11 protein-coding genes and 1 tRNA gene are annotated in these 13,636 nt (G+C 64.1%); 6 read left to right on the top strand and 6 right to left on the bottom strand.

Going from position 1 to position 13,636, the window contains the following annotated elements; all coding sequences use genetic code 11:
- Nucleotides 1–86 precede the first annotated feature (86 nt).
- Together pepN and QFZ40_RS07800 are read left to right on the top strand one after the other, a co-directional pair.
- Nucleotides 87–2,639 (top strand): aminopeptidase N, encoded by a 2,553-nt coding sequence (gene pepN, locus QFZ40_RS07805; RefSeq protein WP_306903728.1) that lies wholly within the window; start codon nt 87–89, stop codon nt 2,637–2,639.
- Nucleotides 2,640–2,661: 22 nt separating this feature from the next.
- Nucleotides 2,662–3,135, top strand: coding sequence for an OsmC family protein (locus QFZ40_RS07800; RefSeq protein WP_306903725.1), 474 nt, complete (start codon nt 2,662–2,664; stop codon nt 3,133–3,135).
- A 62-nt stretch (nt 3,136–3,197) separates the two neighbouring features.
- Here QFZ40_RS07800 and QFZ40_RS07795 read toward each other — a convergent pair whose 3' ends face one another.
- The gene (locus tag QFZ40_RS07795) at nt 3,198–4,199 is read right to left on the bottom strand and encodes an NAD-dependent epimerase/dehydratase family protein (protein WP_306903724.1); all 1,002 of its coding nucleotides are present in this window, start codon (nt 4,197–4,199) and stop codon (nt 3,198–3,200) included.
- Between the two features lie 121 nt (nt 4,200–4,320).
- On the opposite strand from QFZ40_RS07795, the gene QFZ40_RS07790 reads away from it, so the two are divergent.
- Nucleotides 4,321–5,013 carry a mechanosensitive ion channel family protein gene (locus QFZ40_RS07790; RefSeq protein WP_306903722.1) on the top strand — a complete coding sequence of 231 codons (693 nt, stop codon included), beginning with the start codon at nt 4,321–4,323 and terminating at the stop codon, nt 5,011–5,013.
- Between the two features lie 4 nt (nt 5,014–5,017).
- Nucleotides 5,018–5,470 carry a globin gene (locus tag QFZ40_RS07785; RefSeq protein WP_306903721.1) on the top strand — a complete coding sequence of 151 codons (453 nt, stop codon included), beginning with the start codon at nt 5,018–5,020 and terminating at the stop codon, nt 5,468–5,470.
- Between the two features lie 56 nt (nt 5,471–5,526).
- Here QFZ40_RS07785 and QFZ40_RS07780 read toward each other — a convergent pair whose 3' ends face one another.
- A complete protein-coding gene (locus tag QFZ40_RS07780) occupies nt 5,527–6,186 on the bottom strand; it encodes a hypothetical protein (protein WP_306903720.1) in 660 nt (219 codons plus the stop codon).
- A gap of 63 nt (nt 6,187–6,249) precedes the next feature.
- On the opposite strand from QFZ40_RS07780, the gene QFZ40_RS07775 reads away from it, so the two are divergent.
- Nucleotides 6,250–7,230, top strand: a complete 981-nt coding sequence (locus tag QFZ40_RS07775) for an acyl-CoA thioesterase (protein ID WP_306903719.1) — start codon at nt 6,250–6,252, stop codon at nt 7,228–7,230.
- A gap of 98 nt (nt 7,231–7,328) precedes the next feature.
- On the opposite strand, the gene ettA is transcribed toward QFZ40_RS07775, so the two are convergent.
- The 3 genes from ettA to QFZ40_RS07760 all read right to left on the bottom strand — a co-directional run bounded on the left by ettA (nt 7,329) and on the right by QFZ40_RS07760 (nt 10,245).
- Nucleotides 7,329–9,011, bottom strand: a complete 1,683-nt coding sequence (gene ettA / locus QFZ40_RS07770) for an energy-dependent translational throttle protein EttA (protein ID WP_306903718.1) — start codon at nt 9,009–9,011, stop codon at nt 7,329–7,331.
- A gap of 46 nt (nt 9,012–9,057) precedes the next feature.
- On the bottom strand, nt 9,058–9,633 hold the full coding sequence (locus QFZ40_RS07765; RefSeq protein WP_306903717.1) for a DUF6993 domain-containing protein: 576 nt from the start codon (nt 9,631–9,633) through the stop codon (nt 9,058–9,060).
- 63 nt (nt 9,634–9,696) lie between these two features.
- Nucleotides 9,697–10,245 (bottom strand): single-stranded DNA-binding protein, encoded by a 549-nt coding sequence (locus tag QFZ40_RS07760; protein ID WP_373427467.1) that lies wholly within the window; start codon nt 10,243–10,245, stop codon nt 9,697–9,699.
- Nucleotides 10,246–10,456: 211 nt separating this feature from the next.
- Here QFZ40_RS07760 and QFZ40_RS07755 point away from each other — a divergent pair.
- Nucleotides 10,457–10,529: transfer RNA gene (locus QFZ40_RS07755), tRNA-Arg, on the top strand.
- Between the two features lie 260 nt (nt 10,530–10,789).
- Here QFZ40_RS07755 and QFZ40_RS07750 read toward each other — a convergent pair.
- Entirely contained in the window at nt 10,790–13,555 is a 2,766-nt protein-coding gene (locus QFZ40_RS07750; protein ID WP_306903715.1) for a PAS domain S-box protein, read from the bottom strand.
- Between the last annotated feature and the right edge of the window lie 81 nt (nt 13,556–13,636).

Here is a 13,636-nt window from a genome sequence, read left to right as displayed (position 1 = left end):
TGAAGTGAAAGAATGTCTTCACAGTGCCGGCGCAGGCTACTGCCCGCTGGCAACCGCAACCCTTCTGGAGGCACCACTTGCCAGGTATGAACCTGACGCGCGCCGAAGCCCGCGAGCGCGCCGAACTGATCGCCGTCGATTCCTATGATGTCAGCCTGGACCTGACCAAAGGCGACACAGTCTTTGGCACCACCACGACCGTGAAGTTCACGGCAGTGCCGGGATCCTTCACCTTCATCGATGCCGTGACGCAGACGGTCCACAGCGTCACCTTGAACGGAAACAGCCTGGATCCGGCCACAGTATCGGACGGGATCCGGATCCAGCTTCCGGACCTTGCCGGCACCAATGAACTGACAATCGTGGCGGATGCCCCCTACATGAACACCGGCGAAGGCCTGCATCGCTTTGTGGACCCGGTGGACAACGAGGTCTACCTGTACACCCAGTTCGAAGTTCCGGATTCCCGCCGGATGTTCCCGGTTTTTGAGCAGCCGGACCTCAAGGCGACATTCAGGTTCACCGTCACGGCCCCCTCGCACTGGGACATCATCTCCAACTCACCAACGCCGGCCCCGCAGGAAATCTCCGCGGGCGACGACGGCCGCAGCCGACGCGTCTGGGAGTTCGCCCCCACACCGCGGCTGTCCTCCTACGTCACTGCCCTGATTGCGGGCCCTTACCAGTCGGTCCGCAGCGAGGTGGCCAGCTCCGACGGCCGGGTTATCCCGCTCGGCGTCTTTGCCCGGAAGTCGCTCATGCAGTACCTCGACGCCGACAACATCTTTGAACTCACCCGGCAGGGGTTCGAGTTCTTCGAAGCGCAGTTCGGCTGCCCGTACCCGTTCGAAAAGTATGACCAACTGTTTGTGCCCGAGTTCAACGCGGGCGCCATGGAGAACGCCGGCGCCGTGACCATCCTGGAGGGCTACGTCTTCCGCAGCAAGGTCACGGGTGCGCAGATCGAACGACGCGCCATCACCGTGCTCCACGAGCTCGCGCACATGTGGTTTGGCGACCTCGTGACTATGCGCTGGTGGAACGACCTCTGGCTGAACGAGTCCTTCGCCGAGTACATGTCGCATCTGGCCGCAGTCGAGAACACCACTTTCACCAGTGCCTGGACCACGTTCGCTTCCGTGGAGAAGTCCTGGGCCTACCGGCAGGACCAGCTGCCCACCACGCATCCGATCTTCGCCGAGATCAACGACCTGCAGGATGTGGAAGTCAACTTCGACGGCATCACCTACGCCAAGGGCGCATCAGTGCTCCGCCAGCTGGTGGCATGGGTGGGGCCGGAGCAGTTCATGGCCGGGGTCCGGGAGTACTTCGCCAAGCACGGATGGCAAAACACCGAGCTCAGTGACCTCATGGTGGAACTTGAGAAGGCCAGCGGCCGTGACCTTGACCAATGGGGACGCCTGTGGCTGGAGACCGCCGGCGTGAATACCCTCACGCCTGAACTCGAGGTGGACGCAGAGGGGAACCTAACCTCCTTCGCCATCCTCCAGTCGGCCGTCGAGGAATGGCCGACTATCCGCCCGCACCGCCTGGCAGTCGGTTTCTACAACCTCAACAGCGACGGCAAGCTGGAGCGGGTCCACCGTGAGGAACTCGACGTGGACGGCGAGCGCACGGAGGTTCCGGCGCTGGCGGGATTGGCGCAACCGGACCTGATCCTGGTCAATGACGACGACCTTGCCTACGCCAAGGTCCGGCTGGATGAGAAATCTCTGGCCACCGCGACGGCGCACCTGAAGGATTTCAACAAGAGCCTTCCCCGCACGCTGGTATGGAACTCCGCCTGGGACGCTGCCCGGGATGGCGAGACGCCCGCCCGCCGGTACGTGGAGCTGATTCTCGCCAACGTGGCGGCCGAATCGGACTCGTCCGTCATCCTGGTCCAGCTGCGCCAGCTGGCCACCACCTTGAACTTCTACGTTGCCGAAGACCACCGCGAGGCCACTGCCGTGGCCGCCGCGGACCGGCTCTGGCAGATGGCGTCCGCTGCGGCAGGCGGGTCCGATGCGCAGCTGCAGTTCATCAAGTCCTTCGCCCTGCTGGCCCGCAGCAGCAGCCAGCTGGACACGGTAGCGGGGCTCCTGGAAGGGTTAGTGACCCTGGACGGGCTGACGGTGGACCAGGACCTGCGGTGGGAGCTGCTGGCATCCCTCGTGGCTGGCGGCCGGCTCGGCCGGGAACAGATCGACGCCGAGCTGGAGCGGGACAACACCGCCAGCGGGCAGAATGCCGCCGCACTGGCCAAGGCCGCCATCCCGACGCCGGAGGCCAAGGCCGCCGCCTGGGAATCGATCGTGGTCAAGGGCGAACTCTCCAATGCCCTGCAGGGTTCCGCGGTGAACGGATTCATGCGGGTGTTGGACCGCTCGCTCCTGGAGCCCTACGCGGAAAAGTACTTCGAGGCGGTCCCGGGGATCGTCGCGAGCCGGACCCACGCACTCGCCCAGCAAATCGTCGTCGGGCTCTATCCCGCACTGCTGACCACGCAGGAAACCATCGACCGGACCGACGGGTTCCTGGCCGCGCTCCCGGCCGAAAGCGCCGCCCTGCGGCGAATGATGCTGGAAAACCGCGACGGCGTTGCCCGGGCTCTGCGTGCCCGCGCGGCCGACGTCTAGGAAGCCCCGTTAGGCTGGACGGATGAGCCTCGGTGAACACCGCTATTCGCTGGCCGTCCGGTGGACCGGCAACCTGGGAGAGGGCACGTCGTCCTACCGTGGTTATTCACGGGACCATGACGTCCAGATTCCAGGGTTGCCGGTCCTCAAGGGATCGGCCGATCCAACGTTCCACGGGGACAGGACCCGGTACAACCCGGAGCAGCTCCTCCTGGCCGCCCTCGCCCAGTGCCACATGCTGTCCTTCCTGCATGTTGCAGTGCGGCACGGGGTGGTGGTCACCGACTACCAGGACGACGCCACGGCGGTCATGCGCATGAACCGCGACGGCAGCGGGCAGTTCGAAACCGTCACGCTCAACCCGCGCGTGAGGGTGGCGGACCCGGGCCACGTGGAGCTTGCCGGGGAGCTTCATCACGAAGCCAACGAGACCTGCTTCATCGCCAGGAGCGTTAATTTCCCGGTGCTGCATTCACCTGAGACGGTGGCCGGCTAGGCGCACAGTTCCGGCAGACGGCGGATCGCCGATGGCCCATGGCCGATGGGGGCCGCCACGGGTCATTGGCGTTGTTGCCGGGCCTGCAGTTCTTTGGCCAGCCGGGCTTCCGTTGCCGGCGCAAGCCCTGCCTTGCGGCGACGGCCAAGACCGCGGCTGCGTTCGTCGTCGAGGGTGTCACTGAGGGTTTCCTGCCAGGGCCTCAGGACAAGCCCGGCTTCCTTGGCCGCCGCATTGCTGCGGCGGCTGAAGCCTTCGTGCTCCGGCGGCAGCCACAGCGGCAGGGAATCCGGCCCGGACCAGTAATCCACCCCGTGGTCCGACAGCCAGCCCTCGGATGCCGTGAGGACTTCACCCTGATAGCCGGCAATGCTCCGGGACACCGCCAAGTACTCGCCGAACGGAACCTGCTCCCCCACCGCATTCAGTGCTCCCGTCAGGCCGCCCGCCGCCGACTCCAGGATCCATGCTGCGACGTCCCTGACATCGATGACCTGGGTGGCCTGCCCGGCGATGTCCGGGGCAAGCACAGGATCATTGTCACGGGCGAATCTGGCCGGCCAGTAGCCGTACCTGTCGGTGGGGTCACCGGGACCGCCGATCAGGCCGGCCCGGCAAAGATGTGCCCTGCCTGCGGCAGCCTCGAGGGTGGCCTGCTCGATGGCAGATTTCGACTCCCCGTAGTTCTCTGGAGTGGAGGCTGTCCCGGGCGGCAGCGGCGGCAGGAGGCCGGCATCTTCCTTTGCCTGCGGCGTGGAGTGGTCTGCGTAGACCGAGCAACTGGAAACGAACGTCCAGTGGGCTGCCCCCTCTGCGAGGCTCGCCAGGGCCTCCCGCGCCAGGCCAGCATCCCGCGCGACTTCGATGACGGCGTCCCAGTCCCCCGACGCGTCGGCGTAACTGTCTGCGCCCCGGGTACGGTCGGCTTTGAGCCAGCGGACACCGTCAGGTGGTTCAGCCGCGGAACCGCGCGCCAGGCTGGTGACGTCGTGCCCTGCGGCAACGGCCTGCCGGGCGATTTCTGCGGAGAGGAAGGCGGTTCCGCCGAGGATCAGGATGCGCATGTCTACACGCTACGGCGCTAGGGTTAAAGGAGAACAGAGTCTTATGCGTGCAGCGAAACGTCGCATCTGACATTCATCGTCCCGGCCGGCGGCCGGTGAGCCCCAAGGAGCAGCCCCACCTATGTTCAGCATGCTGTCGATCGCGCCACCCCTCACCTCCCAGCCCGACGGAATAAGCGTCCCGGGCATCGTGATCAGTATCGGCATCGGCGTTGCTGTCTGGCTGGCGGCAACCTTCGTGATCTCCCGGATCAGCAGACGCGTAGCCTCGGGCAGCAACTTCTTCAAGAAGCCGCATTTCAAGTGGGTTGCCCCGGCACTGCGGGCCTTGGACCACGAACGGCGTGTGCAGCGGGCGGAAACAATCGGTTCACTGCTAAACAGCATTGTCAGTGTCCTGGTTGCGGTCATTACCTTTATGTATGTGCTCCAGAACCTGGACGTCAATATCACCCCGTTGCTGACCAGCGTGGGAATCCTCGGTGTTGCCATCGGTTTCGGGGCCCAGCAGTTGATCCGAGACTTCCTCGCCGGGATCTTCATTACCATCGAGGACCAGTACGGCATCGGGGACGTCATCGAAACCAGCGAAGTCGTGGGTGTTGTTGAGTCCATGGGGCTGCGCATCACCCGGGTCCGTTCCGAGGACGGCGCGATCTGGTACCTCCGCAACGGCGAGATCCTGCGGGTGGGCAATCGTTCACAGGGCAACTACGTGCCGGTGGAGTCGTCCGCTGACGGGCAGGAGACTGCCCTGCACGAGCCTGCCACCAACACCGAGACTAAAAAGACAGACCAGAAAGCCGGAGAATAGGGACATGAGCACACCCGCCGAGCCGCAGCAGCCGCGCCAGCTGATGCAAAATGACCCGTTCAGCCAGCCCGGCTACACCGACAACTTCTATGAAGCCGTGGGCGGCCACGATACGTTCGTCAAGCTGATCGACGTGTTCTACGACGGCGTAGCCACCGATCCTTTGCTGCGGGCCATGTACCCGGAAGAGGACCTTGGGCCTGCCAAGCGCCGTTTCCTGATGTTCCTGGAGCAGTACTGGGGCGGGCCCACCACGTACGGCGAGGAACGCGGGCACCCTCGGCTGCGGATGCGTCACATGCCGTTCCGCGTCACCCAGGAGGCAAAGGAGCGGTGGCTGTTGCACATGCGCGCCGCCGTCGATTCCCTTCAGCTCCCCCCGTTGTACGAGGGGACTCTGTGGGACTACATGGAACGCGCGGCGCTGTCCATGGTGAACACCGCGTCGGACGCCTGAGGCTCGGCAGGAGCGGGTACGCCGCTCCGAACCGCTGAACGTGTGAAGCGCGGGGACTAGCCGAGCCCGCTGCCGGTCCGCGCGAGGACATGCCCGCGCATGCCTGTGAGGCGGAACCAGCGGCCGGCCCGGTAAAGCTTCTGGTCCCCATCAGCAAGGAATCCCAGGGTCAAAGCGGCGAAGGCGGCACCGGCCGGAAGTCCGGAGTCATCCAGCGCGCGTCCCCAGACGGCGGCACGCGCGTTGTTGACGATGAGCGCACCAGGTTTGTCCGGAACAATCCCTGCCACTTCGGTGATGCCCGCTTCGGCTGACCGCCGCAGCTCCGCATCCGGAAGCACACCGACCAGCTCCCAGCCGGTCCTGGGGGCACTGACGCCCGTCCAGGATTCGGTGACGGTGGACGGTGGAACAGGCAGCTCGACGTCGGATTCACCCGCACGGGCCAGCCGGTCCAGGACCGCGGAGAGCGGGACAGTGACATCGGTGCCGGAACGTTCGGCCAGCGCTATGGTCCGCAGGCCCAGGATCGTTGGAGTGGATTCGCCCAGCAGACGCGGCCTCAGCACGCAGACGTACGCGGCAAGAACAGAGCCTGCGGCCTGAAGCCGGATGGCGCCGTCGTCGATTGCCTTTGCGCGCGTAGCGAAGGTGCGTAAATCCGCCAGATCACGCGGATCTGCGAACCGGAAGGACTGGGTGAGGAGATCAGACACACTATGAACACTACCGGTTGCGTTCCGGTTGAGCAGTGCCAAGGTGACGTCTAGAGTCGAACCATGACTGAAGCCGAAGCAGGATTGCTGGCGCCACCCAGCGGCGACCCCACCTCATCACTCATCAAACTCCTGGATCTTGGTGAGCTTGCGGGGGCCCGCACGGACGAGGACATCTTCCTTGGCCCCTCGCAGCAGCAGCCGCACCAGCGGGTATTCGGCGGCCAGGTGTTGGCACAGTCCCTCGTCGCGTCGATGCGCACCGTCGACCCGGATCGCTTCGTCCATTCCATGCACGGGTACTTCCTTCGTCCGGGAGACGCCAACAAACCCATCACGTTTGGCGTCCAGCGGTTGCGCGACGGCCGTTCTTTCTCAGCACGCCGCGTCCACGCCTACCAGGAAGGCGTGCCCATCCTGTCCATGATCGCGTCCTTCCAGGGCGACGATGACGGCATCGAACACGAGTCCGCCATGCCGAAGGACATCCCGGACCCCGAATCGCTGCCCAGCACGGCCGACCTGCTGGGCAATTTCGATCATCCCGTGGCCCGGCACTGGGCCTATGAGCGGCCCTTCGACATCCGGCACGTGGATCCGCCGCTCTACGTCTCCGCAAAAGGAAAAAAAGAAGCGGTGAACGCCGTCTGGATGAAGACCTTTGGCCCCATGCCTGACGATTCCAACCTGCACCGGTCGGCACTGGCCTACGCGAGCGACTACACCATCCTGGAATCCATCCTGCGCCGGCACGGGCTGAGCTGGATCACTCCAGGCATGAACGTGGCCAGCCTCGACCACGCCATGTGGTGGCATCGCCCCGCGCGCGTCGATGAATGGCTGCTCTACGTGCAGGAATCGCCCAGCGCCCAGGGTGCCCGAGGTCTGGCAACAGGCAAGATCTTCAATCAGGCCGGTCAACACGTGGCGTCCGTGGCCCAGGAGGGCATGGTCCGCGTCCCAACGGATCTGAAGAACAAAGTAGTCGGAGCACTCCAGACCAAGGTCCTGGAGCACCAGATCCGCAAGGCAGGGCGGAACTAGCCGCGCCGGTCGGTACGGTCTGCTTCCTTAAACACAAAAGCCGGCCCCCTGGTGTGGGTGCCGGCCTTTGACTGTGCTCAGTCAGTGGCGGACCAGAATCAGTCGCGGGTCAGGCGACGGTGCGTAACCCGGTGCGGTTTGGCCGCATCCGGGCCCAGCCGCTCCACTTTGTTCTCCTCGTAGGATTCGAAGTTGCCCTCGAACCAGTACCACTTGGAAGGGTTTTCGTCGTCGCCTTCGTAGGCCAGGATGTGTGTGGCCACCCGGTCCAGGAACCAGCGGTCGTGCGAAACCACCACAGCACAGCCGGGGAACTCGAGCAGCGCGTTTTCCAGGCTGCTGAGGGTCTCGACGTCGAGGTCGTTGGTCGGTTCGTCGAGGAGCAGCAGGTTGCCGCCCTGCTTCAGGGTCAGTGCAAGGTTGAGGCGGTTGCGCTCACCGCCGGAAAGTACTCCTGCCTTCTTCTGCTGGTCAGGGCCCTTGAAGCCGAAGGCCGCGACGTAGGCGCGGGATGGCATTTCGACGTGGCCCACCTGGATGTAGTCCAGGCCGTCGGAGACGACTTCCCACAGGGTCTTGTTGGGGTCGATGCCGCCGCGGCTCTGGTCCGCGTAGGAGATCTTGACCGAGTCACCGATCTTCAGCTCGCCGCCGTCGAGGGGTTCGAGGCCGACGATGGTCTTGAACAGCGTTGACTTCCCCACGCCGTTGGGGCCGATTACGCCCACGATGCCGTTCCGGGGAAGGCTGAACGACAGTCCGTCGATCAGGATTCGGTCGTCGAAGCCCTTCTGCAGGTTCTTCGCTTCCAGCACAAGTCCGCCAAGGCGCGGTCCCGGCGGGATCTGGATCTCTTCGAAGTCCAGCTTCCGGGTGCGGTCTGCTTCGGCAGCCATCTCCTCGTAGCGGGCGAGACGTGCTTTGGACTTGGTCTGGCGGCCCTTGGCGTTGGATCGCACCCATTCCAGTTCCTCGGTGAGGCGTTTGGCCTGCTTGGCGTCTTTCTTTCCCTGGACCTCCAGGCGCGCGCGCTTCTTCTCCAGATAGGTGGAGTAGTTGCCCTCGTAGGGGTACAGGTGGCCGCGGTCCACCTCTGCGATCCATTCCGCGACATGGTCAAGGAAGTACCGGTCGTGGGTGACGGCCAGTACTGCACCGGCGTAGCTGGAAAGGTGCTGCTCCAGCCACAGCACGCTCTCCGCGTCCAGGTGGTTAGTGGGCTCATCGAGAAGCAGCAGGTCAGGCTTTTGCAGCAGAAGCTTGCAGAGCGCCACACGGCGCCGTTCGCCACCCGAAAGCAACGTGACGTCAGCATCGGCCGGCGGGCAGCGGAGGGCGTCCATGGCCTGCTCAAGCTGGGAATCGAGGTCCCAGGCGTCGGCAGCGTCGATCGCTTCCTGCAGGTGGCCCATTTCCTCGAGCAGGGTGTCATAGTCAGCGTCGGGGCTGGCCATTTCCTCAGAGATCTCGTTGAAGCGCTGGATCTTGCCGTAGATCTCGCCGACACCTTCCTGGACGTTGCCCAGGACCGTCTTTTCCTCGTTTAGCGGCGGCTCCTGCAGCAGAATCCCCACTGAGTATCCAGGGCTCAGCCGGGCCTCGCCGTTTGAGGGCGTGTCCAGTCCGGCCATGATCTTGAGGATGGTGGACTTACCGGCACCGTTCGGGCCAACAACGCCGATTTTGGCGCCCGGGAAGAAGGACATGCTTACGTCGTCAAGTATGAGTTTTTCGCCAACGGCCTTGCGCGCCTTGGTCATTGTGTAGATAAATTCCGCCATGGTTCCAAATCTAGTGGGTTGGCCGGTATATCTCACATTCGCAACGTCAGGCGGCGGACCCCACGAAGCACTTTCCGCTTGCCAGGACAGGAAGAATACTTACCGTGACGCCGCCGTCACGGACCTGTCCCACCACACAGTCCTTGCCCTGCAGCACGGCCGCCTCGATGGCGTCAGCTTCCAGGCCTGTGGGCGTCCTGCTCTCCGATACTTCAAGGTTTGCGGCCGGGATACCTGCGCCGGTGAGGGCGTCAGCCAGTTGAGCCTTAGCCGGTTTCGGCGTCCCGGCGGCCAGACGGGTGAGAACGTCCGTCACGGTCTGCCGCATGGCAGCAGTAGCGGTCCCCGCGGCCGATGAAGAGCTGGCTGTCTGGGTGGGACTGGCTGTTAGTGATGGTGCTGCTGATGCCGCGGCGGCAGGGGCTGAAGTTGTTGGCCCTGCATCAGCCGGGGATGCCGGCTGCCCGGGCTGCTGCCCGCCGGCACATCCCGACAACGCCACAATCAGGGCAACGCATCCGGCGGTGAGGAAGAGAATGCGGGCGGGTGCGCCGGCGGATGCTGACCACAGGGGTCCGGCAGGTTCTGAACTATTCCGCCGGCGGCCCCTGGTGCTCATCATGCCGCCCATTCTGCCACGCCGCGATGAAGGAGTAGTCCCAGCGTCGCGTGCGGCGCCGGGCGTTCAGGCTGGAGAACCGGCAAGTTCCCCGGTTTCAGTGTCCACGGAGATGTAGTCGCCATTCACGTCCTCGACCATGATCTCCCCGGGCGTTTCCTCCCCCTCCGTGAAGCCTGATTCCCCGAAATCACTGTCCGCGGCATCAGGCCCATCCTCGGCAGGAGCGGCATCTTCAAGTGCCGTCTGGGCGTTGTTCTTGACCGTCCTGATGAAATTGGCCGAACCAAGGGTCAGATCGTGGCCTACGGAGTCAGCATCGATTTCTGCGGAATGATAGATGCGGCCATCCCTTTCCCAGCTGCGCATCCGCAGCCGCCCCGTGACGATGACAGGCTGCCCTTTGCGGATGCTGCAGGCCAGGTTCCCGGCCAGCTGACGATAGCCCTGGACCCTGAACCAATTTGTGTGGCCGTCGACCCATGCGCCCGCTGACCTGTCGTACCGCCGGCCCGTGGAGCCGATCCGGAATGATGCCGTGGCGACGCCCCCCGGGGTTGTGGATGTAGTGATGTCCGTGGCGACGAAGCCGCGGACGGTAATGAAGTCACCCATATTCATGTTCGTGTCCTGTCTCGTAGGTATTGCCTTTCCAGGCAATACCAGCTTTGCGTGCCCGTCCGGCTGCCGCGATCTGCAAGTTCGCCTATGTGGACAACGTTTCCCCGCCCTGCCCTGTTGAGGACAAGTCCTTGCCATGACAGTGACTGGACGTGCGGCAATGTAGACTTTTTGAGGCACCGAGAATCAGCTCCGGAAGCCACGTGCCCCAGTAGCTCAGGGGATAGAGCAGCGGCCTTCTAATCCGCCGGTCGGGGGTTCGATTCCCTCCTGGGGCACAATGTGGTGAGTCGGGACATCCTTTCCGGATGAATCGAGTCATCAGTTACACCCCGGTTTTCGGACCGGGGTGTTTTTCTTTGCCCGGGTGTTCTGGGTGGCAGTTCTGTCCAGGATGAGCATCGGGACGTGTTTGCCGGCATGGGCGCTCGATGCGGGGCAATCCCCCCGTTATGGTCTGTTCCCCCTGGCATGCCGGGGGGAACAGACCATAACGGGGGGAAATGCCTGGCCGGGGCGCACGCGGATGCCTAAACCTTCATGACCCTTCGCCCGGCCCGGGCCGGGGCACCACCCATCGCTTCAGGACTTCGGCCAGTGCTCGTGGATCCACCGGCTTGCTGAGGTAGGCGTCCATGCCGGCAGCGAGGCAGCGTTCCCGGTCCTCGTCCTGGGCTCCCGCAGTCATGGCAATGATGGGTAGGCGCGTCGGCTGGTCTCCCCTGGCCCGGATGGCCTTCGTGGCATCGAAGCCGTCCATAACCGGCATATGGCAGTCCATGAGTACCGCCGCATAGGAGCGGACGGCAGTGGCGGAGACGGCTTCGGCGCCGTCGGCCACAACGTCCGCCTCATAGCCCAGTTTGCCGACCATTCCCCTGGCGACTAATTGGTTCACTTCGTTGTCCTCGACCACCAGGATCCGGCCACGGGAAGGCACATTCGGCCGGGCGGGCCTGGACTCTGCCGGAGCCGGCACAGCCCTGTCCGCCGTCATGCGCATGAGCCCGGTATGGAGTTCTGAACCCCGCACAGGTTTCGTGAGCCATTCCCGGATACCCGCCGCTGCGAGCTCGGCTTTGGCGACCTGCGATCCGGACGTCAGCATCATCAGCGGCATACCCTGCAGAGCGGGGTCGGAGCTGAGCGCGTGCGCCAATTCCATTCCGTCCATGTCCGGCATATGCATGTCAAGCACGGCCATGTCGTAGAGCTGCCCGGCCGCCGCCCGCATCCTGGACCTGTCCAGTGCTGAGCCCGCGTCTTCAACGACCTCCGGACTCATCCCCCATGCGGTCAGCTGTGATTCCAGCATGAGCCTGTGGGTGGCATTGTCGTCCACCACCAGCACGCGAAGCCCGGCCAGCTGACCGGCATCCAAACGCTCATGAACCCCTGCCCGGACTTCAACGACCGGCAACAGCACCTCGAACCAGAAGGTGCTACCCTCACCCGGCGCGCTGCTCAGACCAATCTCACCGCCCATGGCTTCGGCCAGACGCCGGCAAATGGCTAAGCCCAGCCCCGTTCCACCATATCGGCGCGTCGTAGAAGCATCTGCCTGGGAAAAGGAATCGAAAAGGCGCAAATGATCCGCGGCAGCGATCCCGATTCCGGTATCAGTGACCTCGAACCGTACTGCCGCCGTCCGCGCATCTCCCGCCGTGGCCTTCACCCGGATGGCCACCTCGCCGGATGCCGTGAATTTCACGGCATTGGATGCCAGATTCAAAAGGATCTGCCGTATCCTGCCGGCGTCACCACGCAAACGCGACGGCACGCCGGGTGTGCAGTACGCCATGAGCTCCAGGCCCTTGCGCTGAGCGGCTTCGGACAGGAACCTGGCTATTTCCTCTACAAGGCTCCTCGGATCAAAAGTGGTGACGTCCAGATCAATTTTTCCGGCTTCGAGCTTCGAGAAGTCCAGGATGTCATTGAGCAGGGTCAGGAGCGCCCCGGCCGCCGTCTGGACTCCCTCGGCGTAACTGCGCTGGGTTTCATCGAGCGGTGTGTCCAAAAGAAGGTTGGCCAGCCCGATCACGCCGTTCATCGGTGTCCTGATCTCATGGCTCATCGTCGCCAGGAACTCCGACTTCAGCCGGCTCGATTCCAAGGCCGCCTCGCGAGCGGCCAACAGATCCGCTTCGGCGGCCCGTCTGGCCGTGATGTCCTGCCCGATCGTCGCGATCCCGCGGACCCCGTGCTGGCTGCGGATAGGGGAAACAGTCAGGGACACCGGCACCACAGAGCCGTCTTTCCGTATCCGGTCCGTTTCGAAGCTGCACGCCTCCCCGCCGTTCCCGACGGCGGCCATCACGGCGTCCTCTGTCTGGCGGCGATGATCCGGAATCAGGATTCGAACGTCCCTGCCTATCACTTCGTCGGCAACATAGCCGTAAAGCCGTTGGGCCCCGGGATTCCAGCTGGTGATAAGTCCCTCGGGCGTCTTTCCAATGATGGCATCCGCCGAGGATTCAACAATGGCGGCCAGGCCTTCCAGCTGGGCGAGTGCATCACGCGCCTGGTCCTCAGCCCGGCGGCGGGAGGTTACATCCCGGAAACTCCACACACGCCCGACGATCTCTTCCCCGACACGTTGTGGCCGCGAGTACCGTTCAAAAGTCCGCCCGTCCCGGAAGTCCAGTATGTCCAGGCTTTCGGCGCCGGGATCGGCGTACAGTTCACGCACCTTGTCCACGAAGCTGCCCGGGCTGACCAACTGGTCCAGGACAAACGCCATCACTTTGCCGTCGTCATGGGAGGCCAACAGCTCCCCGGGAATGCCCCAGAGGATGGCGAATCTCTCGTTGGAACCCGCAATTCGCCCGTCCGCCGTCACGACCAGGATTCCGTCCGCGGTGGACTCCAGGGTGGCGCCGAGTAAGGAGAGCGCATCGCGAAGTTCCGCGTCAATCCGGCCGCGTTCACTCACATCCCGGATGGAGGCGACGATTTCCCTTCCCGGACCGGCAGCAAGCGGCGCGTAGGTCGTCTCAATGGGAAATTCCGTGCCGTCGCTGTGCCGGCCGAACAATTTCATGTCCGTCCCTGCCCGCCGAACCGCCAGGTCAGTGGCGAAGCGGTCGCCGACGTCCCCACCGCGCCCCTTGAACCGTTCCGGCAGCAGCATTTCAAAATGGCTGCCCAGCAGCTGTTGCCGTGAATAGCCGAAGAGCCGTTCTGTTTGGGTATTTGCGAAGGCAATGTCACCGGCTTCGTCGATCACGAGCAAAGCGTCCGGCACGGCTTCCGCCAGGGCCCGGTACGAACCGAAGTCATCTCCCTGCGTCAGTTCGTTTTCCATCTGGCCCCCAAGCAAGCATTGGATAACAAAGCCGCCGCACCCTCCGACGCCTGGGATGTGCCCGAATAGCCCCCTAGGACA

Source organism: Arthrobacter pascens (assembly GCF_030816475.1).
Classification (GTDB): Bacteria; Actinomycetota; Actinomycetes; order Actinomycetales; family Micrococcaceae; genus Arthrobacter; species Arthrobacter pascens_B.
This window is presented reverse-complemented; position numbering and strand designations above follow the sequence as displayed.